This window comes from Halorubrum yunnanense (genome assembly GCF_026586675.1).
Classification (GTDB): Archaea; Halobacteriota; Halobacteria; order Halobacteriales; family Haloferacaceae; genus Halorubrum; species Halorubrum yunnanense.
The window spans coordinates 1-23050 of record NZ_JAODIX010000032.1; the positions used below are offsets into that span (position 1 = coordinate 1).

At 70.2% G+C, this 23050-nt stretch carries 23 protein-coding genes and 1 pseudogene; 10 read left to right on the top strand and 14 right to left on the bottom strand.

Annotated elements, in window-relative coordinates:
• Positions 1 to 622 precede the first annotated feature (622 nt).
• From N5096_RS08830 to N5096_RS08860, 7 genes and pseudogenes are all read right to left on the bottom strand, one after another.
• Positions 623 to 1060: pseudogene (locus N5096_RS08830) on the bottom strand (Rieske (2Fe-2S) protein); the annotation flags it as partial.
• Between the two features lie 28 nt (positions 1061 to 1088).
• Positions 1089 to 2459 (bottom strand): geranylgeranyl reductase family protein, encoded by a 1371-nt coding sequence (locus N5096_RS08835; protein ID WP_267664051.1) that lies wholly within the window; start codon positions 2457 to 2459, stop codon positions 1089 to 1091.
• 238 nt (positions 2460 to 2697) lie between these two features.
• Positions 2698 to 3795 (bottom strand): ABC transporter permease, encoded by a 1098-nt coding sequence (locus tag N5096_RS08840; protein ID WP_267664052.1) that lies wholly within the window; start codon positions 3793 to 3795, stop codon positions 2698 to 2700.
• Positions 3788 to 5035 carry an ABC transporter permease gene (locus tag N5096_RS08845; RefSeq protein WP_267664053.1) on the bottom strand — a complete coding sequence of 416 codons (1248 nt, stop codon included), beginning with the start codon at positions 5033 to 5035 and terminating at the stop codon, positions 3788 to 3790. The genes N5096_RS08840 and N5096_RS08845 overlap by 8 nt, the downstream gene beginning before the upstream one ends.
• Entirely contained in the window at positions 5032 to 6654 is a 1623-nt protein-coding gene (locus N5096_RS08850) for an ABC transporter ATP-binding protein (RefSeq protein WP_267664054.1), read from the bottom strand. The genes N5096_RS08845 and N5096_RS08850 overlap by 4 nt, the downstream gene beginning before the upstream one ends.
• Positions 6655 to 6787: 133 nt before the next feature.
• Positions 6788 to 7900 (bottom strand): BMP family lipoprotein, encoded by a 1113-nt coding sequence (locus N5096_RS08855; protein ID WP_267664055.1) that lies wholly within the window; start codon positions 7898 to 7900, stop codon positions 6788 to 6790.
• A gap of 155 nt (positions 7901 to 8055) precedes the next feature.
• Positions 8056 to 9558, bottom strand: a complete 1503-nt coding sequence (locus tag N5096_RS08860; protein WP_267664056.1) for a phosphohexomutase domain-containing protein — start codon at positions 9556 to 9558, stop codon at positions 8056 to 8058.
• A gap of 164 nt (positions 9559 to 9722) precedes the next feature.
• Between N5096_RS08860 and N5096_RS08865 the strand changes: the two genes are divergently transcribed.
• Entirely contained in the window at positions 9723 to 10001 is a 279-nt protein-coding gene (locus tag N5096_RS08865; protein WP_267664057.1) for an acylphosphatase, read from the top strand.
• 19 nt (positions 10002 to 10020) lie between these two features.
• Here N5096_RS08865 and N5096_RS08870 read toward each other — a convergent pair whose 3' ends face one another.
• Both N5096_RS08870 and N5096_RS08875 read right to left on the bottom strand, forming a co-directional pair.
• Complete coding sequence (locus N5096_RS08870) at positions 10021 to 10482, bottom strand: DUF7960 family protein (RefSeq protein ID WP_267664058.1); 462 nt, start codon at positions 10480 to 10482, stop codon at positions 10021 to 10023.
• 494 nt (positions 10483 to 10976) lie between these two features.
• Positions 10977 to 11384, bottom strand: coding sequence for a winged helix-turn-helix transcriptional regulator (locus N5096_RS08875; RefSeq protein WP_267664059.1), 408 nt, complete (start codon positions 11382 to 11384; stop codon positions 10977 to 10979).
• 69 nt (positions 11385 to 11453) lie between these two features.
• Here N5096_RS08875 and N5096_RS08880 point away from each other — a divergent pair, with 69 nt between their 5' ends.
• Together N5096_RS08880 and N5096_RS08885 are read left to right on the top strand one after the other, a co-directional pair.
• On the top strand, positions 11454 to 11903 hold the full coding sequence (locus N5096_RS08880) for a DoxX family membrane protein (RefSeq protein WP_267664060.1): 450 nt from the start codon (positions 11454 to 11456) through the stop codon (positions 11901 to 11903).
• A gap of 121 nt (positions 11904 to 12024) precedes the next feature.
• Positions 12025 to 12507, top strand: coding sequence for a VOC family protein (locus N5096_RS08885; protein WP_267664061.1), 483 nt, complete (start codon positions 12025 to 12027; stop codon positions 12505 to 12507).
• A gap of 25 nt (positions 12508 to 12532) precedes the next feature.
• Here the strand turns inward: N5096_RS08885 and N5096_RS08890 are convergent, their stop codons facing one another.
• Entirely contained in the window at positions 12533 to 13042 is a 510-nt protein-coding gene (locus tag N5096_RS08890) for a hypothetical protein (RefSeq protein ID WP_267664062.1), read from the bottom strand.
• A gap of 121 nt (positions 13043 to 13163) precedes the next feature.
• On the opposite strand from N5096_RS08890, the gene N5096_RS16650 reads away from it, so the two are divergent.
• From N5096_RS16650 to N5096_RS08910, 5 genes are all read left to right on the top strand, one after another.
• On the top strand, positions 13164 to 13283 hold the full coding sequence (locus tag N5096_RS16650) for a DUF7989 family protein (RefSeq protein WP_464387854.1): 120 nt from the start codon (positions 13164 to 13166) through the stop codon (positions 13281 to 13283).
• A gap of 138 nt (positions 13284 to 13421) precedes the next feature.
• Entirely contained in the window at positions 13422 to 13595 is a 174-nt protein-coding gene (locus N5096_RS08895) for a hypothetical protein (RefSeq protein WP_267664063.1), read from the top strand.
• Complete coding sequence (locus N5096_RS08900; protein WP_267664064.1) at positions 13592 to 14620, top strand: ABC transporter ATP-binding protein; 1029 nt, start codon at positions 13592 to 13594, stop codon at positions 14618 to 14620. The genes N5096_RS08895 and N5096_RS08900 overlap by 4 nt, the downstream gene beginning before the upstream one ends.
• A complete protein-coding gene (locus N5096_RS08905; RefSeq protein ID WP_267664065.1) occupies positions 14617 to 16557 on the top strand; it encodes an ABC transporter permease in 1941 nt (646 codons plus the stop codon). Before N5096_RS08900 ends, N5096_RS08905 begins: the two co-directional genes overlap by 4 nt.
• Complete coding sequence (locus N5096_RS08910) at positions 16550 to 17632, top strand: ABC transporter permease (protein WP_267664066.1); 1083 nt, start codon at positions 16550 to 16552, stop codon at positions 17630 to 17632. Before N5096_RS08905 ends, N5096_RS08910 begins: the two co-directional genes overlap by 8 nt.
• Positions 17633 to 17654: 22 nt before the next feature.
• On the opposite strand, the gene N5096_RS08915 is transcribed toward N5096_RS08910, so the two are convergent.
• Positions 17655 to 18281: a trimeric intracellular cation channel family protein gene (locus N5096_RS08915; protein ID WP_303654953.1), complete on the bottom strand. Its 627-nt coding sequence runs from the start codon at positions 18279 to 18281 to the stop codon at positions 17655 to 17657.
• 44 nt (positions 18282 to 18325) lie between these two features.
• On the bottom strand, positions 18326 to 19078 hold the full coding sequence (locus N5096_RS08920; RefSeq protein WP_267664068.1) for a DUF2797 domain-containing protein: 753 nt from the start codon (positions 19076 to 19078) through the stop codon (positions 18326 to 18328).
• A 289-nt stretch (positions 19079 to 19367) separates the two neighbouring features.
• Between N5096_RS08920 and N5096_RS08925 the strand changes: the two genes are divergently transcribed.
• Positions 19368 to 19493, top strand: a complete 126-nt coding sequence (locus tag N5096_RS08925) for a hypothetical protein (RefSeq protein WP_267664069.1) — start codon at positions 19368 to 19370, stop codon at positions 19491 to 19493.
• A gap of 201 nt (positions 19494 to 19694) precedes the next feature.
• A complete protein-coding gene (locus N5096_RS08930) occupies positions 19695 to 20066 on the top strand; it encodes a BsuPI-related putative proteinase inhibitor (protein WP_267664070.1) in 372 nt (123 codons plus the stop codon).
• Positions 20067 to 20091: 25 nt separating this feature from the next.
• Here the strand turns inward: N5096_RS08930 and menD are convergent, their stop codons facing one another.
• A complete protein-coding gene (menD, locus tag N5096_RS08935; protein ID WP_267664071.1) occupies positions 20092 to 21990 on the bottom strand; it encodes a 2-succinyl-5-enolpyruvyl-6-hydroxy-3-cyclohexene-1-carboxylic-acid synthase in 1899 nt (632 codons plus the stop codon).
• A 72-nt stretch (positions 21991 to 22062) separates the two neighbouring features.
• Complete coding sequence (locus tag N5096_RS08940) at positions 22063 to 22998, bottom strand: DUF1028 domain-containing protein (protein WP_267664072.1); 936 nt, start codon at positions 22996 to 22998, stop codon at positions 22063 to 22065.
• Positions 22999 to 23050 lie beyond the last annotated feature (52 nt).

A 23050-nucleotide genomic window follows, 5' to 3' on the forward strand; every position in this document is an offset into this window, starting at 1 on the left:
AGTTCATACAGGCTAAGTTGTGCGCCTTCTATGAGATAGCAGCGAAATCAGTTCGGGCTAAACACGTACTACAGCCGAAAATAGGAACGAACCCAAGTGCAGTATGCCAACTGCCCCCCAGAGAATTCGACTGGGTATCCAGTTGCTGTCGTTCTTTCGGAGTGTTCTGACATCGAGATAGAGGCATAGTGAGTATATGGGGGCCAGTAGACTGCCGACCAATACTGTGGCTCCCACTGTGAGGGTAGAGAACAGAAATATCAAACTCAGTTCTGGATTAGATGGAATCAGACTTGGGGGCGACCCGGCTTGCGGTTCGCTAACTATCTGAAGGATACCGTACGAGATCCACGTTAACCCCAATACTCCAATAAAGAACGCGACTCCGTACCACCACCGTGAATCAGGAGACCGGCTGGAGGACATACTTGACATAGACTACGTGTTAGAACGTTGTCCGTTGAGGTCTATAAATTCAGTGACCCAACGATTTGGTTGATAACAGTGTAGGATAGCTCCCCTGTACTGACCATACTGAGGTGGAATATATCACTTTCTACTGATTTCAACGAAGCCATAGTATAGAAACACCCGACCGCAAACTCGTCTTCCAGGACTCGACTCAGAACGTCAGGTGCGAACTCGACGACAGCCCCGCGTCGTCGTCGCCGTCATCGTCCGACAACCCCTCGGAGAGGTACGCGAGGCCGTCGTCGGTGAGGAACACCGCGACGTCGCGCACCTCGATATCGATAGCGCGCAGCGTCGTCCCCGCCGCCTCGCCGTTGTCACAAGAGCCCTCGCACGTATCGAACGCCGAGCTGTGCTTAGGGCAGACGACAGACCCGTCCCGCGTCACGGTGCCCACTCCCGCGCGGTGAAGCCGCTAGTCCTCGTGGGTTCAGCGGTTTATCCACGCGCGGACGAGCGGCTCCTCGCCGTCCACCTCGCCCGCGTCCGTTTCTCCGTCCAGCTCGTCCGCGCACGGCACGAGGAACACCTCGCGGTCCGCGTCGCCCTCGCGGGCCGTGAACGCCCACGACCCTTGCTCCCGGACCGTAAGACCGTAGTGAGTACCCCCTTTCGCCTCAGTACTTCGCGTCGGCGCCGGTCGTCTCGTAGATCCGGTCCATGATCGCGTCGCGCTCGCCGGTCCAGTTCGCCATCGCGGCCGGGCTGGTCGGGTACGACTCGTAGTGGGCGAGCAGCTCGTCCGCGAGCGACTTCGTCTGGTAGAAGTTCCGGATCGTCCCCCAGTAGCCGAAGCTCTTGACCGCCGCCTTCAGCTTCAGGCCGAACGACATCGACGTCGACCCCTCGTACAACGCCTCCGCGAGCTTCTCGCCCGGGAGCGACGCGAGCAGGCCCATCAGGTCGTCCACGTCGACCGCGGTCGAGAGGACGTTGTACACGTCGAGCCCGGCATAGCGCCCGCCGAAGTGGTCCATCACGCGGGTGTTGTACCGCCAGAGGTTTTCCTCGCTGACGTCGCTGTCCGAGACCGCCTTCACGGCCTGCTCGCCGGCGTATTTGCCCGCGTACGCCGCCCCGGCGATGCCGCCGCCAGTCGTCGGGTTGACGTGGCCCGCGGCGTCGCCGACCGCCATGTACCCCGGCGCGACCGCCGAGTCGTACGGGCGGCGGGTGGGGAGCGCGGCGCCGAGCTTGTCCGTGACCGTCGCGCCCTCGAACTCGGGGCGGTCCCGCAGGTCGCGTTTCAGCGCCTCGACGAGCTGCATCGGCTCCTCGTTCATCTGGAAGCCGAGCCCGGCGTTGATCTCCGTGCTCGTTCGCGGGAAGTACCAGAGGTAGCCCGCGGCGCGGTCGGTCGCTTTGAAGACGAGGGCGTCGTCCCACTCGACCGGCTCCGGGACCTCGACGATCTCGCGGTACGCCGAGCAGAACTGCGAGTAGCGCACGTTGGTATCGAACGTCGTCCCCTCGAAGTCCGTCTTGTCCTGGAGCAGCGACAACGACCCGGCGCCGTCGATGACGAGGTCCGCCTCGTAGGTGACCGGGCCGCCCTTCCGCTTCGCGCGGAGCCCCGTGACCCGGCCGCCGTCGCTCTGTGTCACGTCGTTGATGACGGTGTCGTAGTGGAAGTCGACGCCCGCGTCCTCCGCGCCCGAGATGAGCTGCCGCCCGTACTCCCAGCGGTCGATGACCGCGAGCTCGCCGGGGACGGGGATCTCGAGGACGGTGTCCTCCTGCGGGATCTCGAAGCGCCCGTGGTCGACGCCGGTGTTGGTGAACGCCGGCTCCAGCCGGTCTTTCGGGATAGCCTCCGGGAAGGCGTCGGCGCCCTTCAGCGCGTCGCCGCAGGCGATGTGGCCCGCCTCCTCCGCGTCCTTTCGCTCGACGATGACGACGTCGAGCCCCTCGTTCGCGATCGTCGCGGCGGCGTAACAGCCGGCGGTCCCGGCGCCGGCCACGACGACGTCGTACTCGTCGATACTCATGTCACGTGGGTCGTTGCCCCGGTGGCAAAACTCTTTGTTCCCAATTCGGTCCCTTATGAACCGACACGAGCGGTGCGGATCGCGGGACTGCAGCGGCCCCGGCGACGCGTCGCCGTCGGACCAACCGGTTGGTCCGGACCGCATCTCGAAATCGGCTCCCACCTCGGGCTCGGAACCGGCTCCCACCTCGGGCTCGGAACCGGCTCCGACCTCGAGACGGATCGGTCTCTCCCCCGCCTCACTCCTCAGTCTCGTAGTGCTCTCCGGCCGCCTCCGGGAGCCGCGTCCGACCGACTAGCGCCAGGACGATGATGACCACCACGAACGGCGTGATCCGGATGAGCTGGCGGGGGATCCCGATCCCCTGCAGCTGGAGCACGGTCTGGACCGCGTCCAGCCCCGCGAACAGCATCGTCGAGAGGAACGCCCCGACCGGGTTGTAGTTGCCGAACAGGTACGCCACGATGGCGATGAACCCCTTCCCGTTGACCATCGTCGGGCCGTTGCCGGTGAACTGGCCGAGGTCGAGCGACAGCGCCGCGCCGCCCATCCCGGCGAGCACGCCCGATATCAGCACCGCCGCGTACCGGACGCGGGTGACGCTCACGCCGGCGGTGTCGAGCGCCTTCGGGTTCTCCCCGCTGGCGCGTATCCACCGGCCGAACGCCGTCCGCTCGAAGACGTACCACGAGCCGAAGACGGCGGCGAACAGCAGGTACACCGACGGCGACGCCGAGAAGAGCGCGCCGAAGAACGGGAGGTCGGCGAGCACCGGCACGTTGATCGACGGCGACGTCGCGACGGTCGGCGTGTTCGGGCTGCCGTAGATCACCTGCGAGGCGAACGGCGCGAGCCCGAGCGCGATGAGCCAGACCGCGAGCCCGGCGATGATCTGGTCCGCGCGGAACCCGATCGTCACGACGGCGAACAGCGCCGCGAGCAGCGTGCTCGCGGCCACGCCCCCGGCGAAGCCGATCCAGACCCCACCGGTGACGTCGGCGACGTAGATGGCGCTGAACGCCGAGATGATCAGGAGCCCCTCCAGCCCGATGTTGATCACGCCCGACTTCTCGGCGAAGATCCCCCCGAGGGCGGCGAACGCGATCGGCACGGACAGCCGCAGCGCGGCCGCGAGCGTGTTCCGGCTCGTGAGCGCGTCCGCCAACGTCCCGGCGAGCGAGTCCGGGAACAGCAGCCCGGCGAGAAGGAGCGCGACGACCGCGGCCACGGTCACGCCGCCGACGAGCGCGCGGGTCGTGTACCCCTCGAGGAAGCCCGCATCGTCGTCTCCGGGGGCGGTGTCGGCGTCCGCGCGGTCCGCGGGCGCGTCACTCATCGGCCTCACCTCCCCGGTCGCCGGCGGCGCCGCCGTCGGTCGCGACCGCCTCCGGTTTCGACCCCGTCCCCGGCAGCCCGCGGGCCAGCAGCCGGAAGAACTCCGGCATCGCCACGAACAGGATGATGAGCCCGCGGAGGACGCCCACGAGCTGCGGCGGGACGTCGGTCGCGAACTGGACGACCGTCGTCCCGCTTTTTAAAACACCGAACAGCAGCGCTGCGACGCCCACGCCGAGCGGGTTGTTGCCGGCGAGGATCGAGACGGTGATCCCGTCGAAGCCGTAGGCGGGGATCCCCGTCTGGAACGTCCCGAGGACCATCATCACGTACATCGCGCCGGCGATGCCGCCGAGCGCGCCCGACAGCGTCAGGCTCGCGACGACGGTACGCTTGGCGTCGACGCCGCCGTACTCGGCCGCCTCGGGCTGGACGCCGCTCGTGCGGACGTCGTACCCGAAGGCCGTGTGCTCGAGGACGTAGTACAGCGCGACGACGGCGAGGAGGCCGAACCCGAGCGCGACGATCGAGAAGTCCTGTTGGGCGCCGAACAGCAGGGCCGGGAACTGCGCGAACTCCGGGAGCGGAACGGTCTGGTTCGCGGCGCTCTCTGGGTCTTTGAACACCCCGCTGACCAGGTACAACGCGATGCCGGTGGCGATGAAGTTGAGCATGATCGTCGTGATCACCTCGTTGGCGTCGGCGTACGCCTTCAGCAGGCCGGGGACCGCGCCGTAGAGGCCGCCGAACACCGCGCCGACGAAGAGGCCGAACGGGATCAGGACCACGGTGCCGAGGGCGCCCGACACGAGCGACGACGCCCAGAGGACGCCGAGCGCGGTCGCCAGCGCGCCGACGACCATCTGCCCCTGCGTCCCGATGTTGAAGATGCCGGCGCGGAACGCCAGCGCGACCGAGAGCCCGGTGAACAACAGCAGCGTCGACTCCCGCAGCGTGACCGCGAACTGCCCGTTCGGCGACCAGCCGCCGCTGAACGGGTCGCCAAGCGCCCCGAGGAAGAGCCGGTCGAAGACGACGACGGGGTCGTAACAGAAGCCGGTGCCGAAGTAGTACACCGCTTCGCCGACGGTACACGTCGTCATCCGACCCGCCACGAGCACCAGCACCGCGCCGATGAGGACGGAGAGGACGAGCGCCGCCGTGCTGATCAGGACCCGTTCGGTCGCGGACGCGTCGACGAGTCGCGCGAGCGCGTCGCGAGCGCGGTCGGCGGTGCTCACGCTCGCTCACCGCCCGCGGCGTCCGTGCGGTCGGCCAGGCCGCCCCGTTCGGTTCCGTCCGCGTTCCCGGTCGGCTCCGGTTCGCCTCCGCCGCCCCCGTCGTCTCCCGGCCGCTCCCCGGCCATCAGCAGGCCGAGCTCCTCCTCGGTCGTCTCGTCCGGGTCGACCACGTCGATGAATTCCCCTTCGTAGACGACGGCCAAGCGGTCCGAGAGGCCCTGTACCTCCTCCAGCTTGGAGGAGACGAGGAGGATCGCCACGCCCTGCTGGCGGAGCTCCAGCAGCCGCTCGTGGATGAACTCGATCGACCCGACGTCGACGCCTCGCGTCGGGTGCGAGGCGACGACCAGCTCGGGGTCGCGCTCGAACTCCCGGCCGACGATGAACTTCTGCTGGTTGCCGCCGGAGAGCGACTCCGCGTCGGTGTCGGCGTCCGGCGGCCGGACGTCGTACTCGTCGATGATCGCCTGGGCGTGCCCTCGCGTCTTCGACCAGTCGATCCGTCCGTTGGCGGCGAGTTCGGTGCCGTGTTGGCTGCCCAAGAGGCCGTTCTCCACGAGATCGAACTCCATCACCAGTCCGCGGTCCTGGCGGTCCTCGGGGACGTACGCCATCCCCGCGTCGATCCGGTCTCGCCGCGAGGCGGTCGTGACGTCCTCGCCGCGGAACCGGATCTCGCCCGCGTCGGGGGTCCGGAGGCCGGTCACCGCCTCGACGAGCTCGGACTGGCCGTTGCCGTCCACGCCGGCGATCCCGAACACCTCGCCGCCCCGGACCTCGAAGGAGACGCCGTCGACCGCCCGGACCCCGCGGTCGTCGTCGACGGCGACGTCCGAGACCGAGGCGACGACCCCGCCCGTCTCCGCGGTCCCGTGGTCGACGTCCAAGAGGACCTCGCGGCCGACCATCAGCTCCGCGAGCTCCGCTTGCGTGGTCGCGTCCGCGTCGACGGACCCGACCTTCCGCCCGTCTCGGAGGACTGATATCTCGTCGGCCGCGCGCATCGCCTCGCCGAGCTTGTGGGTGATGAAGATGATCGTCTTCCCCTGGGCGGTGAGCTCGTCGAGCACGTCGAACAGTTCTCCGACCTCCTGGGGAGTCAGCACGGCGGTCGGTTCGTCGAGTATCAGCGTGTCGGCGCCGCGGTACAGCGCCTTCAGGATCTCGACGCGCTGTTGCTCGCCGACGGAGACGTCCTCGATCCGCGCGTCCGGGTCGACGTCGAACCCGTAGCGGTCGGCGAGTTCGACGACGGCCTCGCGCGACCCCGCCCGGTCGACGGCGAGCCCGCCCCACTTCCGGGGCTCGTTGCCGAGCGTGATGTTCTCGGTGACGGTCATCGGGTCCACGAGCATGAAGTGCTGGTGGATCATCCCGATCCCGGCGTCGATCGCGTCCCGTGGCGAGCCGAACGCGTGTGTTTTCCCGTCGAGCCGGACCTCCCCCGACGTTGGTTCGTAGAGGCCGTAGAGAACGTTCATCAGCGTCGTCTTCCCGGCCCCGTTCTCGCCCAAGAGGGCGTGGACGGTGCCGCGCTCGACTTCGAGGTCGACGTCGTCGTTCGCCACGACCCCCGGAAACCGCTTCGTGATCCCGTCGAGGTGGACGGCTGAGGGCATTGGTCTAATACCTCCTGGTTCGAGGGCGGCTGAATATGTTTGGATATGTCTCGGTCCGAGCAGGCCGGCGAACGGCCGGCAATCCGACCGAACCGCGTGACTGACGACCCGACCGGACTACGAACCCGCTCCGTTAGACTTCCGAGGGAACGGAGAGGTCGCCGGCGATGATATCCTCGCGGGCCGTCGCGACCTCGTCTCTGACGTCGTCGGGGATCTCGGACCCGAGCTGGTCGCCGTAGACGAGCGCGACGCCGTCGTTCTCCAGGCCGAGCGCGACGACCGACCCACCGGGGAACTCGTCATCGACGGTCGCGTCGATCGCGTTGAAGACGGCGGTGTCGACCCGCTTGACCATGCTCCCGAGGATGACGTCGGCGTAGTCGGGTCGCGTGACCGACTGGTCACGGTCGACGCCGATCGCGAACTTCCCCTGTTCCTGTGCGGCCTGGAAGACGCCGGTGCCGGTGTTGCCCGAGGCGTGGTAAACGATGTCGGCGCCGCTGTTGTACATCGCGGTCGCCGCCTCGCGACCCGCAGCGGGGTCGTTGAAGCTCCCGGTGTAGTTGACGCTGACGTCGACGTCGTCGCTGCCGGCGGCGACGCCCGCCTCGAAGCCAGCTTGGAACTTCTGGATCAGGTCGGACTCGACGCCGCCGACGAACCCGACGTTCGTGGAGTCACCTGCGGTCGACCCCGCGCCAGCGGAGAAGTCGCGGGTGGTGAGCAGGCTCGCCATCAGGCCACCGAGGTACGACCCCTCGTGCTCTTGGAACGTGTAGCTCGCGACGTTGTCCGCCTCCACGACCGAGTCCACGATCATGAAGTCCTGGTCGGGGTACGACTCGGCCGTCTCCGAGAGCGAGTCCGCCTGGAGGAAGCCGATACAGGACACCAGGTCGTAGTCGGGATCGGACGACTCCGCGAACTGCTGCTGGAAGTTGCTGAACTGCGAGACCTCGTCCGGCTGGGCCTCCTGGAACGAGATGTTCAGCTCCTCTTCCGCCTGGATCGCCCCCTGCTGGGCCTGATCGTTGAACGACCCGTCGCCGAGGCCGCCGGTCGCGTACACCATCCCGATGTTCGCCGCGGGGCCGCTCCCGCCGTCGTCGCCGTCGGACCCGTCGGAGCCGTCGGAGCCGTCCGATCCGTCGCTGCTCGGACCGCCGCTACAGCCCGCGAGGCCGATGAGCCCCGCCGCGCTTGCCGCCTTGACGAACCGCCGCCGATCGAGGTCGGATACCATGTCAGGTACAACGGGGCGCGAGCGCATCATAAATTCGTCGCTCTCGGCCCCCAGATATGCACGCTCTCGGAACGCTACGGGGAAAATGTTCCCTATGCGGGCGGATCGAGCCCGAACGTGTTCACGTCCGTAATTTATAAGCGTCGACCGGCGGGTTACGCGCCGTCGGCCGCGCTCACCGCGTCGGCGACGACGCCTTCGACCTCGGCGACCAGCTCCTCAACTGCGTCGCTCTCGGCGTACACCCTGACGTACGGCTCCGTGCCGGAGGGCCGGACGAGCGTCCACGAGGCGTCGGGGAACTCCAGGCGCACGCCGTGGTCGGTGTTCACCGTCGCGTCGGTGAACGCCGCCGGCAGCGCGGTCTCCAGCCGGTCCATCGCGTCGGCCTTGGCGTCGTCGGGGCAGTCGACGCTCAGCTTGCGGTACGGGCGCTCCGTGATCGGCTCGCGGAGGCCGTCGAGCCCCTCGTCGGCGACGAGCCGGGCGATCACGGCCGCCGAGGCGACGCCGTCGATCCACTCGCCGTGAGCGACGTGGATGTGCTTCCACGGCTCCGCGGCGAAGACGACGCTGGTGTCCGCGGTCGTCCCCGCCGACCGGGCCTCCTCGCGAACCGCCGCGATGCCCTCGTGAAGGGCGCCGAGCCGCACGCGCTCGACGCGCCCGCCCGCCTCGCGGACGCGCTCGTCGATACGACCGGAGGCGTTCGGGGTCGTGACGACCACGGGGTCGGCGGCGTCGCTCTCGCGGGCGTACCGCTCCGCGAGCAGCGCGAGCACGGTGTCCTCGTGGACGACCTCGCCGTCGGCGTCGACGATCACGATCCGGTCGGCGTCGCCGTCGTGGCCGATGCCGAACGCGAACCCCTCGGCGTCGCCCTCGCCGCCCTCGGCGTCCGTCTCCCGTCGACCCGGATCGTTCACGCCCTCGTTGGCGTCGGCGACGAACGCCCGGAGGTCCCGCAGCGTCCCCGGGGTCGGCTTGCTCCCCCGGCCGGGGAAGTGGCCGTCCACGTTCCCGTTGAGCGTGACGACGTCGGCGCCGAGCTCGCGGAGCACGGTCGGCGTCGCGGGCGCCGACATCCCGTTCCCGCAGTCGACCGCGACCCGGAGTCCGTCGAGCGGGGCCCCGAACCGCTCCGCGTACGCGCGGACGTCGGCGAGGTAGCGGTCCGCGGCGTCGACGCGCTCCGTCTCGGTCCACGCGTCCCACGCCGCCGGCGGCTCCTCGTTCGCCACGCGCTCCTCGACGGCGAGTTCGGCCTCGCGATCGAACTCGCCGCCGTCGCGGAACAGCTTGATCCCGTTGTCGGTCGGCGGGTTGTGCGAGGCCGTGAGCATCACGCCGTACCGGTCCCGCGAGGCGTGTGCGAGCGCGGGGGTCGGCAACCGTCCGGCGCGCAGCACGCGGACGCCGCCCGAGGCGAGTCCCGACTCCATCGCCGCCGCGAGCGCGGGGCCGGTCACGCGCCCGTCGCGGGCAAGCACGACCTCGGCGGGGCGCGCGTCGGCGTCGCCGCTCTCCCGACCGCTCGCGCCGCCCTCTGCGTCCGCCCGTACCTCCGCCGCGACGGCGCGTCCCACGGCGAGCGCGAGCTCGGGCGTGACCCGTTCCTCGGCGCTCCCGCGGATCCCCGCGGTTCCGAACAAGTCCATACCCCCGCCTGGGCCGGCGAGGAGTTAGAAGCCGTCGGTTGGCGAGCGTCGGCTCCACGGCCGCCGTGCGTCGGCCGGACGAGCGTCGGCCGGACGGGCGTCGGCGTCGACGCGCCGAGCGCCGGGCGTCGTTTTTAACCCCGCGGCGGTCGCACGCTCCGGTCATGGCAGACCGCACGCGAGCGCACGTGTACGTCTCGGGCCGCGTCCAAGGCGTCTACTACCGCGCGACAACGCGCGACACCGCCCGGGAGAAGGGGGTCGACGGCTGGGTGCGCAACCTCGACGACGGGCGCGTCGAGGCCGTCTTCGAGGGACCGACGGACGCGGTCCGCGAGATGGTCGCGTGGTGCGAGACCGGGAGCAAGGCGGCCGACGTCGACGACGTCGACGCGACCGAGGAGGAGCCGGAGGGGCTGGACGGGTTCGAGGTCCGGTGGTAGGCGGGCGGTTCCGGCGGGCTCAGGGCGCCACCGGATCGCCCGGTGAGTCGCGGACGCCGAGCTCCGCTAGCGCGCGCAACACCACGATCGCCTCGACGACGTCGCGCTCCTCGGTGTAGGGGTCGTCGACGGCGTCGAGGGTCGCCTCGGCCTCGGCGGCGAGCCGAGACTCCAGCTCCGTCTGGTCGGTCTCGGGCTTGGTCGCCGACAGCAGCGCCTCGTGGTCCTCGCGTAGGTCCAGCGAGACGTGCGCCGCGTTGCACCGCGAGAGCGGGTGGGTATCCATCTCGATGGCCAGGTCGCTCACGAGCTCCCAGTCGTCGGCACAGAAGCGCAGCGTCACCGCTCCGACGACGTCGCGCCACGAGATCGGGCCGCCGTTCGCCATCAGCCCGATCGCCCGCGGCGGCACCGCGATCCGGGTGTGCGTGTCGTCGCGGCCGCACAGGCAACAGGGGGTGTTCTTCAGTCCGGCGTACACGCCGATTTGTACGGGCCGGAGAGTGGTGTGCGTTTCGGCGCCGAGAGCGGACTGCCGACGACACGGTATATAAACGAACGCGGTGCGGTGGCGCGCGCCTCCGAGCGGTCGCCCTCGGCGGCCGCGAGGAGCGCGTGCGAGGGAGTCGGTCGTCCGGAGCGAAGCGGAGGACGACTGACGAGGCTGGGGAGGTGTGAGGTGCGGTTGCGGTGCGCTGCGGGGCGGGACTCAAAGGGGCAGCCGCGAGGCGGGCGCAGGCGATGTAAGCACCGCAACGAGGGAGCGGTAGCGACCGAGTGAGGAGCGCAGCGAGCGTGCGCCCGCCTCGCGGCTGGGGCTTTGGGAGAGTTCGCCGCCGCTCCAGTCTAATAAGTTTATAACCGAGCGGCTGGGGCTTTGGGAGAGTTCGCCGCCGAGTTGGTGAAAATTTATAAATAGACGCCCACAGAACCAACTATCACTTATAAACAACCAACGACCTCGCAGACGAATTCCTATCCGCTACATTCGGCGAGCCACTCGTGGGCCCAGTCGTCGATCTCCTCGAAGACGGGCGCGAGCGACTCCCCCTTGTCGGTGAGGCTGTAGTACGTCGCCACCGGCGACTCCTCTTCCAGGCGCCGGTGAACGAACCCCGTCTCCTGGAGGTCGTCGAGCACGCGAGAGAGCGTGCGGGCGTTCGCGTCGGTCTCCCGCTTGAGCTCGTTGAACCGCGACTCGCCGTTCAACAGCTCGTGGAGTACGACGAGCCGCCAGCGCGAGCCGATCTGTTCGAGCGAGTCGACGACGGGGCACGGCGTCTCTGGGGGCGACGTTGTCTCCGACGCCGACGACGCCTCAGAATCGGCCTCTACCTCGGTCGTTTTCCCCGGGTCTCCGCCGGCGATTTCCTGCGATGACATCGGTGTTACCTACTTACACGTTCGTCCGGGAAGCGATAAATAGGTTACGTCCGTATACGTAGTTACACGATGTTAGCTGAATTCACGACGCTACCGCTGCAGCTCGACGCTCCCCTCGCGGGCGAACTCTTCTTACTCGGCCGGATCCTGTTCGGCGCGACGCTCGCGTTCATGGGTCTGAACCACTTCATGGACGTCGACACGATGGCCGGCTACGCCGAGTTCAAGGGGCTCCCGGCCCCGCGCTTCTCCGTTGTCGCCTCCGGGCTCGTCCTGGTGCTGGGCGGGCTCGGCCTCGTCGTCGGCGCGTTCCCCGTACTCGCGGCCGGCGCGCTCGCCGCCTTCCTGCTCGTCTCCGCCGTGACGATGCACGACTTCTGGTCGGTTGACGACCCCGAGGAGAAGCAGAGCGAGATGACGAGCTTCCTCAAGAACGTCTACGGCGCGGGCGCCGCGGTCGCGCTGCTCGCCGTCGGCGGCACCGCGTGGCCCTACGCGCTGGGCCTCGGCCTGTTCTGAGCCGGCCGGGACCGTTCCGGGCGACCGCGACCGTTCCGGGCGACCGCGGCATCGCTTTTCGACCGCGCCTTCCGAACCGTCACTACCACTAACTGACTCCGCACTCACCGACGACATGCCCATGACCGACGCCCCGCCCACCACCGGACTGCACCACGTGACGAACATCTGCACCGACATGGACGAGACGGTCGCGTTCTACGAGGACGCGCTCGGCTGGTACACCGTCAAGCGGACCCAGAACTACGACGACCCGGGGACGCCCCACTACTACTTCTCGTCCACGCCGGAGGGGGAACCGGGGACCAACGTCACCTACTTCGAGTACCCGAACTCGCAGGGCGCGCCCGGCCCGGGAGCGAGCCACCACTTCGCGTTCGGCGTCGAAGACGAGGCGACGCTCGGGGAGTGGCAGACGCACCTCCGCGAACAGGGGGTCCGCGTCTCCGAGGTGAAGGACCGCACCTACTTCAAAAGCATCTACTTCAGCGACCCCGACGGGCTCGTCTTCGAACTGGCGACCGATGGGCCCGGGTTCGCTCGGGACGAGGAGGAGCCCGGCAGCGAGGCGATCGACCCGTTCGCCGAGGGGTACGAGAACTGAGGGGACGCGTCGCGGGTCCGCGGTCTCAGCAGTCGGCGTCGGTATCGGTCGATTCGTTCGCCGAGGGCGACTCCGCCAGCGCCGCGAATCGGTTGAGGGCCCGCCGACAGACGGGGACGTACCACGCCGCGACGGCCGGGACCTCGATCACGACGCGACTCCGGTCCGACTCCCCGGCGTAGCCGTCGACGCGGTGGCCCGTCGCCGGGACCCCGGCGATCCGCCAGTCCCAGCGTCGCCCGTTGCACGCGGTCACGCGGAACGGGACCCACGCCCCGCCGACCGAGACCCGGCCGCTCGTCCCGCGAGTCACGTAGCGGTCGTCGCTCTCGACGGCACCGATCGCCGGCCCCCACTCCGGCCAAGCGCGGGTGTCGCGGAGCGTCTCGGCGGCGACGTCCGGCGCGACCGCGACGTCGCGACCCACGGCGAGCGTCGCGCCCTCCCGGACGACCGTCGACCGGGAGTCGCCGCCGCGACACTCGAGATCGAAACGTCCGTCCGATTCGCCGCCCGACCGAGACGCGTAATTCACGGTTCGTCCAACGATCTCGTCGCGCTTAACCCGACGCATATTAATACCTTAAATGCTATCAGGTCTCATTATCTCTTATCACGAAGGCTTAATATCCGGATCCGCGCAAGCGAGAGGCAAGATGGCCGACGACCGCGACACCATGAAAGACGTCTCGCACACAGCGCCGAACGACACCTCCGTGGAGGGAGTCTGGGAACGAGGCCGAGTGTCCGTCGAAGAAGAGGAAGAAGAGGAGTAGCGCCGGAGTCCGACCGCCGACCGCCGGTCGACTCCTCGACCGACGCCGTCTTTCGCGCCGAGCGAAGAGCGGAGCGCGTCTGCTTCGATCACCGCCGCTGGCCGACACCCTTTTTGAGGTCGTTTTTGCACACGCGGTATGATCGGAGTCGCACTCGGGGCGGCCGGAATCGCAGCGGTGACCGCGTTGCTGGCGCTCAGCGCGTTCTTCTCCAGCTCTGAGACCGCGATCTTCTCGCTGCCGGCTCCGTTCTCGCGGCTGATAGCCGCGGAGGTGGGTTTAAGCCCGGCCGCGGCCGAGCGATCTCCATGATCGAGGTGGCGGGGTTGCGCAAGACGTACGGCGACTTCGCGGCGGTCGTCGACAGCGACTTCTCCGTCGAGGAGGGCGAGGTGTTCGGCATCGTCGGCCCGAACGGCGCCGGCAAGACGACGACGCTGAAGGTGCTCGCCGGGCTCGTCGACCCCACCGAGGGGGACGTCGAGGTCGCCGGCTTCCCCTCGGACGACCCGGAGATGCGGCGGCGGCTCGGCTTCCTCCCCGAGGAGTCGCCCCTCTACGAGGAGATGACGCCGCTGTCGTACCTGAACTTCTTCGCCGACCTGTACGACGTGCCGAGCGAGGTCGCCGACGAGCGGATCGAGGCCGCCCTCGACCGGCTCGAACTGGACCACCGAGACCGCCGGCTCGGCGACATGTCGAAGGGGATGAAACGCAAGGTCGCCATCGCGCGGTCCCTCGTCAACGACCCGGACGTGCTCGTGTACGACGAGCCCGCCTCGGGGCTCGACCCGGTGACGACCAACTCCGTGCTGGAGTTCACCCGCGAGCTGCGGGCGGCCGGGAAGACGGTCGTCTTCTCCGCGCACAACCTCTACCACGTCGAGTCCGTCTGCGACCGCGTCGTGGTGATGAACGAGGGCCGCATCGTCGCCCGCGGGAGCGTCGACGGGATCCGCGAGCGACACGGCGAGACGACCTACCACGTGTTCACCGACGTCGCGCCCGCCGCCGGCGAGCGCCTGATCGAGGCCCTCGCCGACCCCGACGCCCCGACCGAGGAGGTCGGCGACCGGTTCCGCACCGTGGTGCCGGACATGGACGCGGTCGAGGCGGTTCGGGCGGCGGCCGCGGAGGCCGGCGGCGAGGTCGTCGACATCCGCACCCGCGAGCCGAGCCTCGAGGACGTGTTCCTCGACATCGTCGGCCGGCCGATGCCCGGGCGGTACACCGGGGGCGGCGGGGCGGTCGACGAGACCCGCGACACCGCCGGAGACGGTGGCGAAGGTGACGACGAGAGGAACCGACCGGCCGAGCCCCCGGAGGGCGCCGAGTGATCGACCGGCTCCGGAGGGTCCTCCGGGTCGCCCGCTGGGAGGTCGCCCGCGCGGGCGGCGGCGTCGACCGCCGAACGCTGGCCGCGGCCCTCGCGCTCCTACTCGTCGCCGGCGGCGTCCTCGGCGGCGGGCTCGCGGTCGGCGCGGTCGGGCTCGACGTCGACCGCGACGTGTACCGCGTCGCCGTCGACGGCGACTCGCCGTACGCGGACGCGGTCGAGGAAGCCCCGGCCCTGACACCGGTGCCCGTCGAGGGAGCCGACCTCGGCGACACGGCCGACCTCGTCGTCTTCGACGGCGGCGGGAGCCGAACCGACGCGGTTGAGACCGTCGCCGTCCGCGCCAGCGACACCCGCAAGGGCGAGGCCGCCGCGGCCGAGTTCCGCGCGGCCGTCGAGGCGCACAACGAGCGGCTGATGGCCGCCGAGGAGAACGCGACCGCCGCCTTCCCGGTCACCGTCACCCTCCGGTACGTCGGTCGGACGAGCGCGCTCGACGAGGGCTCGACCCTCGGCGAGGATGACGGCGGAAGCGACGACGGCTCGGGAGGCGGGACCGGCGGCGACGCGGAGGGCGGCGACGACGGCTCGGGAGGCGGAACCGGCGGCGACGCGGAGGGCGACGACGGCGACACGAGCGAGACTGCCCCGACCGGCGGCGACACCGCGACCGACGGCGGCGGCCTCGCGGTCCCCTCGGTCGGCGGCGGGACGTTCGGCGCCGACACGGTGGGCTCGCCGGGGTCGATCTCGCCGCCGTTCCCCTTCGTCTCGCTGCTCTTAGCGTTCGTCTTCCTCGTCCCGATGAACTTCCTCATCCAGGCGTACGGCTCCTCGGTGCTCGACGAGCGCACGAACCGCCGGGGCGAGCCCATGCTCGTCACGCCGCTCTCGCCGGTCGACATCGTCGCCGGGAAGACGCTCCCGTACGTCGCGGCCGCGCTCGTCGTCACGGCGCTCATCGCGCTCGGGGTCGGCGGCGGCGTCCTCTCCGTGCTCGCCGTGCTCCCCGTGGCCCTGACCTTCCTCGCGGCCACCTTCGTCGGCGCGATGTTCGCGCGGTCGTTCAAGGAGCTCACCTTCGTCACGGTGGGCGTCAGCGTGCTCCTCACGACGTACGCCTTCGTGCCGGCCATCTTCACCAACGTGACGCCCGTCGCGCTGGTGTCGCCGCTGACGCTCGTGGTCTTCGACCTGCAGGGCGAGGCCGTCTCGGCCGGCGAGGCCCTCTTCTCTACGGTCCCGATGGCGCTCGGTTCCGCGCTCCTGTTCGGGCTCGGTCTCGGGGTGTACCGCGAGGAGGACATGTTCACCCAGAAGCCTGTGCCGCGGAAGTTCCTCGACGCGCTCGCGGTGCGGCTCTCGCCGGTCGAGGACGTCGCCCTCGCGGGACTCGTCGACCGCGGGCGACTCCGCGCGCTCGGGTCGGTCGCGTTCCTCACCGCCTGCACGATCCCCTTCGTGTTCGTCGCGGAGCTGCTGGCGGTCGCGACGCTGTTCGCGCTGCCGGTGACGGTGTCGGTCCCCGTGCTCCTCGTGACGATCGCCTTCGTCGAGGAGGTCGCGAAAAGCGTCGGCCTCTACGCCGGGTTCGAGCGCGACGTCTTCGCCCGGACCGACCGGGTCGCCGTCGCGGTCGGCGTCGCCTCCGCGGTCGGGTTCTTCCTCGCCGAGAAGGCCACGGCGGTCGCGCAGGCGGTCGGGCTCACGGAGCTGTACGTCGGTCGGGCCGCGTTCGGGAGCGTCGCCGGGGGAGCGGGGCTCTCCCCGGTCACCGCCGTGGCGCTGCTGTTCGCGCCCCTCCTGCTCCACGGGTTCGCGACGACCGTCGCCGCGGTGGGCGCGAGTCGGGACCGGACGTACTACGTCCTGACGCTGGCGCTGGCGACGCTCGTCCACGCCGCGTACAACTTCGGGGTGGTGAGCCTCCATGGGTGAGACCGATAGCCGACCGGCGAGCGCCGGGCGGAGCAGTCGTCTGACGATCGCCGGCCGCGAACTGGCGGGCCTGCGCGCCGAGAAGACGATCCTGCTGGCGATCGCGATCCAGCTGTTCATCGCCGCGTTCTCGTCGTTCCTCGTCGTCGGGCTCGTCTCGATGTACGACCCCGGATCGCTCGGCGGCGCGGAGGTCGAGGTGGCGGGCGCGGGCGACGCCGTGAGCGACCTCGAACGCGCCGCGAGCGACGTCGAGGGCGCCTCGGTCACCCGATACGAGGACGGCACCGCCGCGCTGAACGCCTTCGACCGGAACGCCGCCGACGCGGTGGTGATCGCGAACCGCAACGATGACGGTCGGGTCTCCGCGGTCGTCACGGCGCCGGACGCAACAGTCGAGACGACCGTGATCGTCGTCCAACTCCGGGAGCTGCTCCGGTCCTACGAGCTGGACGAGCGCGAGGACCGCGCCGCGTACCTGAGCGAGTCGCCGCTTCCCCTGCCGGACCGGACCGGCTCCAGTCCGTACTTCACGTTCACGTACACCGTGTTGATCCCGGTCCTCGTCTTCCTCCCCGTCTTCATCTCTGGGTCGCTCGTGGTCGACTCGATCACCGAGGAGATCGACGAGGGGACCCTCGAGCTGCTCCGCGTCGCCCCGGTCACCCTGGGAGAGATCGTCGACGGAAAGGCGCTCGCGGCGGTCGCGATTGCCCCCGGACAGGCGCTGCTGTGGCTCCTCTTGCTCCGCGCGAACGGGACCCCCGTCGCCAACGTCCCGTCGATCCTCGCGCTGATGACCGCGCTGACGACGCTCGTCGTCGCGCTGGCGGTCGCCATCTCCGCGCTCGCGCCGGACCGGCGCGCCGCCCAGTTCCTCTACTCGATCGGCGTCCTCGTCCTCTTCGGCGGCGCGACGGCGATGGCCGGCGGCCCGGCGAACGCGGTCGCGCGCCTCGCCATCGATAGCGCGGACGCGGCGACGACCGCCCTCGTCGTCGCCTACGTGGGTATCGCGGCGGTCGCGTACGTCGGCGTGCGGCGACTCGTCGCCGAGAACGGGTTCGAGGGGTGAAAGTTCCGCCGTCGATGCGTGCTCACCGCTCGCCGGTGACGTGGTCGACGAGGTCTTCGACCCACCCCGCGGTCGGAAGCTCCCAGCCGTACGCCACCGCGATCAGTCGCGTGCCGACGGTCACGGCCGCGCAGCCGGCGGCGGCCGCGCCCCCGAGGCCACCCAACGCGCCGAGCGTCCAGTACGCCGCGCCGCCCAGCACCGCGCAGGTCGCGTAGAAGTCGTCGAACAGGATGAACGGCGCGCGGTCGAGGAGGATGTCCGCGAACGCGCCGCCGCCGACCGCGTTGATCGTCGCGACGGCGACGACGCCGAAGGCGGAGGCGCCCGCGTCGGTGGCGACGATTGCGCCGGTCGTCGCGAAGGCGGCGAGCCCGATCGCGTCCGCGACGAGCGTGATCGGGTGTGTGTCGGCCGATCGGAGGACGACGCTGAGGCCGACGGCCAACCCCACCCCGACCAGCCCGAGCGCGATTTCGACCGGCGACTGGAGGGCGAGCGGGACCCGGTTCACGAGGAGGTCGCGGGTCACCCCGCCCGCGAACGCCATCGCCAGCCCGACGACCGCGACGCCGAACAGGTCGAACTCCTCGCGGACCGCCTTCGTTGAGCCCACGAGCGCGAACGCGACCAGTCCGACCGTGTTCATCGCGGCGAACGGATCGCCGAACAGCGCCGTTCCGAGGTCGCCCGTCACCCGCCGAAGGCCCCCAGACTCGACTGTAGTTCGCGGTCCGGCACCTCGTCGGTGAGCTCGTGGCCGACCAGCTCGCGGGCGTCGACCGCGTACGTTGAGCCGCCGCGGTCGAGCACCAGCACCCGGCCCTTCCAGCCGCGCACCGTCCCGGCCGCCATCGTCTCCGTGACGGGTCGCTCGTCGAGGTCGAGCCCGTCGTCGAACGCGAAGCGCTCGATGGGGTCGAACCGCGCCAACAGCCCCTCCCACGCCGACTCGTCGACCCCGCGACCGAACCCGGCGAGCTTCGTCGGCACGCGAACCCGGTCGACGAGGTCGTCGCCCTCGGCGAGTTCGGCCTCGACCCGTCGGGCGATCCGCCCGTCGGGGAAGGTGCGGACGTGGGCCGCGCGGTCCGCCCCCTGCTCGCGGAGCCGGGTCTCCAGCCGCCACAGCCGCGTCACGCCGACCTTCAGCACGTCGGGAGCGAACGCGGCGAGGTACAGCGCGTGTTCCTCGTGGCAGTCCATCTCGTCTTTCAGGCAGTCCCCCGTACACCGCGCACAGACCCAGACGCCCCCGTGGGCGTCGCAGTAGGGGGCCTTCGGGGCGTCGCAGGCGACGTGGTCGCCGTCGTGGAGGCTCCCCGCGCAGCGCCGGTCGCCGAGCCCGTACGCCAGCTCCGTCCCGGCGCCGGCCTCGACGAACTCGACCGCGCCGCCGCTGGCGACGTAGAGGCCTTCTCCCGACTCGTAGCCGACGACTTGCACGCGTTCCCGTAAGGGGAGCCGGGACTTATGCGCGTCGTCGGGGGAGCGATCGAATCGGTGGCGCCTCGTCATCCGGCCGAATCGCCCGCGAACGGCTCTGACGGCTTCTCGGCGAGTAGACTACCCCACCCTACTCGCTCACGGCGTTGCCGCTCGCTCCTTGAGGTCGGAGGCTCCACCTCGGGTTACGCTGAACAGTCAGGTGTCCCTCCGACCCCCTGTGCGGGTCGATCGACTTCTTCTGGGACGGACACAACGGTTATTGGTCGAGAAGGCGAACGCGTCACGTATGCGAACGTCAACAATCGTCGTGGTGGTGGGCGTGGTCTTGTTCGTCCTCCCACTTCCGGGAACGTTCATTCTCGGCGCGCTACTCGTGCTCGCGGGAGTCGTCGCTCGCCTGCTCGGCGCGTGAGTCCGTGAGGGAACTGCCCCCGTCTCAGCACTCGCGAGCCCGGGAGTAGCACACGTCTATCCGTGTTTCTGGCAGCGAAATCCGAGTTAAGGGTTCCGACCCGATAGCAGCCGACGGATCCGAGGGAGTCAACGGTATCTACGCTGCCGGTACCAGCGAGACCGACCGCGGTTTTATTTATTTTAACCATGATCCGTCCGCATGCTCGACGCCGCGCTCGCGCCCACCGGCGGCGATTCCGGAGTCATGCTCGCGCTCACGGTGACAAACGGTGGCGACGATCCGGTCACGCTCCGGTTCCGGACCGGCCAGCGCGCCGACTTCGCGGCTTTCGAGCCCGCCGCGGGCGACGGGGCGGACGACCCCCGTCGCAGCACTGTCGGGCCCGTCTGGCGACACGCCGAGGGACGGCTGTTCACGGGGGCGCTCGGCACCGAGACGCTGGCGCCGGGCGAGTCGGCGACCTACGAGGCGACGTGGCCCGATCCGCCGGCGGGCGAGTACTTGGTCGTCGGAACGCTGACCGCCGAGGAAGGGGACGCGGAGGCGACCGCGACGGTCGCGATCGACTGAGTCAGCGCCCGGTGCGGGCGAGGTCTCAGTCAGCGCCGTCGCCGTGGACCGCGTCGGCGTGGACTACGTCGCCGTGGACCGCGTCCTCGACCGCGGCCGCGAAACGTTCGCGCGTCCGATGGCTCGACTCGGCGTCGGTCCGGACCTCGATCAGGTGGGAGCCGTCGGCGTCGCAAGCCCGCGCGTACGCCTCTCCGAGCGCGTCCGCGGCGGCTTCCGCGGCCTCCTCTGGGCCTCCGTCCCCGTCGCCGACCCCCTCGGGCCGCGCGTCGATCCGGGCGTACTCCAGCCCGTGGAGGTCGGCCATCGGCTCGAACTCGACGCCGTGCGGTGTTTTAAATGACTCCGTGAACTCCGGTTCGAACGACTCGATCGGGAGCGCGTGGAAGATCCCGCCGCCGTCGTTGTTGATCAGGACGATCGTCGCGTCGACGTCGCACCGGTCGATCGCGAGCAGCCCGTTCGTATCGTGGTATAAGGCGAGGTCGCCGACGACGAGGGTGAGGTCGTCCGTCGTGGCCGAGCCGGCCCCGAGAGCACTGGAAACGATCCCGTCGATCCCGGAGACACCGCGGTTGCCGAGCGCGGTGACATTCGTCGTCGTCGGCCCCGCGAACCGGTCGAGGTCGCGCACGGGCATGGAGTTCGAGACGAACAGGGTCGCCGGGTCCGGGAGCGCGTCGGCCACGACGCGGAGCGCGTCGCCCTCGTGGAACGGCGCGGGGTCGGACGGGTCGGGGAGCGCGTCGGTCTCGCGCCCGTGGACCGCCCGCGCGGTTCGGTCGGCCTCCTCCCACTGCGCGCGCCAGTCGGGGTCGCCGCCGCCCCCGCCGCCGAGCCGCGAGAGGCGAGCGCAGAGCCGGCTCGGCTCGGCGACGACGAGGTCGGTCGCGGCGAACTCGGCCTCGCGCCAGCGCCCCGCGGGATCGACCTGGTACTGGTCGGCGCCGGTACCGGCGAGGTACTTCCGGAGGTTCTTCGAGGTGGGGGAGGCGCCGAGCCGGACGACGACCTCCGGGTCGGTCCACTCGGGAGCCGGCTCTGACTCCCCCGCCACCGCTCCCGAGAGGTACGCGTCGTACGCGCCGATCACGGGCGCGACGCGAGTGTGGCCGCCGTACCGGACGCCCGAGAGCGGGTCGGCGAGCACCGGGAACCCTGTCGCGTGCGACAGCGCAGTCACCGACTCGGCGTCGAGCCCCGGCGGGTCGGCGGGGCCGGCGACGATCAGCCCGCGGTCGGTCGTCATCAACTCGTTGGCGAGCGCCCGGAGTTCGTCGTCGGCCGGCTCCGGCGATCCCGGCGTGACGTCGACGTACGGACCGTCGCGGCCGGCCTCGGCGACCGGGTCGAGGTCAGCGGGCACGTCGCCGGACACCCGCGTCGGCTCCAGCGGCTTTTTAAAAGGGACGTTGAGGTGGACGGGTCCGGGGTCGTCGCCCTCGGCGGTCGCGACGGCCCGGCTCACGGTGGTCCGCAGCGACCGGAGCGCCCGGTCGTTCGGCGCCGGCTCGGGGAGATCCTTATAAAAGCGCACGGCGTCGCCGTACAGCTTCTCTTGGTCGGCGGTCTGGTTGGCGCCCGAGTCCCGCAGCTCGGGCGGGCGGTCGGCGGTGAGCGCGAACAGGGGGACGCGAGCGTTGTTCGCCTCCATCACGGCGGGATGGTAGTTGGCGGCGGCGGTGCCCGAGGTGCAGATCAGCGGCGTGACGCTCCCCGTCCGCCGGGCGCGGCCCAGCGCGAAGTAGGCGGCTGAGCGCTCGTCCAGCTGCGAGAAGACGCGGAGGTCGTCGCGGCGCGCGGCGGCCATCGTCAGCGGCGTCGAGCGGCTGCCCGGCGAGACGACGACGGCGTCGACGCCCGCGGCGGCGAGCTCGTCCACGAGCGCCCCCGCCCACAGCGCGTTCCGGTTCGGCGCGGTCATTGCCACCGCTTGGGGGTCGATATTTAAATACTCCCGCGGGTCGGGCTCGGCGGCGACGACCCGCGGTGACGCTCAGGCTCGATCGAGCCGCGAGAGGCCGTGCCACACCGCGTCGACGAGCCGGTCCTCGCCCTCGCCCTCGGCGTCGCCCCACCCGCGGGCGATGGCGTCCTCTAACACCGGGACCGGGTGGTTCTCGAAGTTGTTCATCCCGCGGAACGTCTCCAGCGCCTCGCGGTGGGGCTCGCCGAAGGCGTCGACGCCGTCCGCGTCGCCCTCGCCGAGGAAGCCGAGGTCCGCGAGCGTCGCCGCCGCCTCGGCCGCGGCGTCGCCGGTCAGCTCCCGGGTCTCGTCGGGCGCCTCGCGCTCCAGCAGGGTGACGTCGTACAGCTTAAACACCCGTTCGAGCTCGTCGATCGGGCGCTCGTGGTCGTCGACGCGCACGTCGATCCACCGGTCGTTGCGACCGTCGTAACCGCCCTCCGGCTTGGCGACGTACAGCGCCGCCGACTGCTCGCCGCGCTTGTCGCCGCCGGCCGCGTTGCCGGCGTGGAGCGCGGCGATCAGCCGCTCCGGGAGCCCGCCGTCGGTCTCCTCGAACGCGTCCGCCATCGCGGTCAGGGTTTCGGCGTTCTCGAGGATGTTGCCCTGGACGGTGTAGCTCTCGCCTTGCAGGTCGCCGGCGTAGTCGTGGCACTCGTCGCCCGTGAACGCGGCCGGCTCGCCGTCGAGACCGACGACGCCGACCTGTCGCGACCGGGCCTCGTCGTCGCCGCTCGTGAGCTCGTCGACGACCGTCGCCGGCTCGTTCCCTTCCCGGAGGAGGTCGAGCCCGTCGGGGCCATAAGCGACGTTGGCGAAGCTCTGCGTCGCGATCGCGCCGGCGTTCGCGCTAACGAACGGGACGACCGCGCCGACGCTGACGAACTTCGACTGGACCGCGACGCCGACGGCGTCGGTCTCCGGGTCGCGAGCGGCAATCGAGAACGTCGAGGGACGAGGTTGCATACGGACGGATCGATCGGCGGGCGACCTCATAAATGCGGTCGGCCCGTCGCGA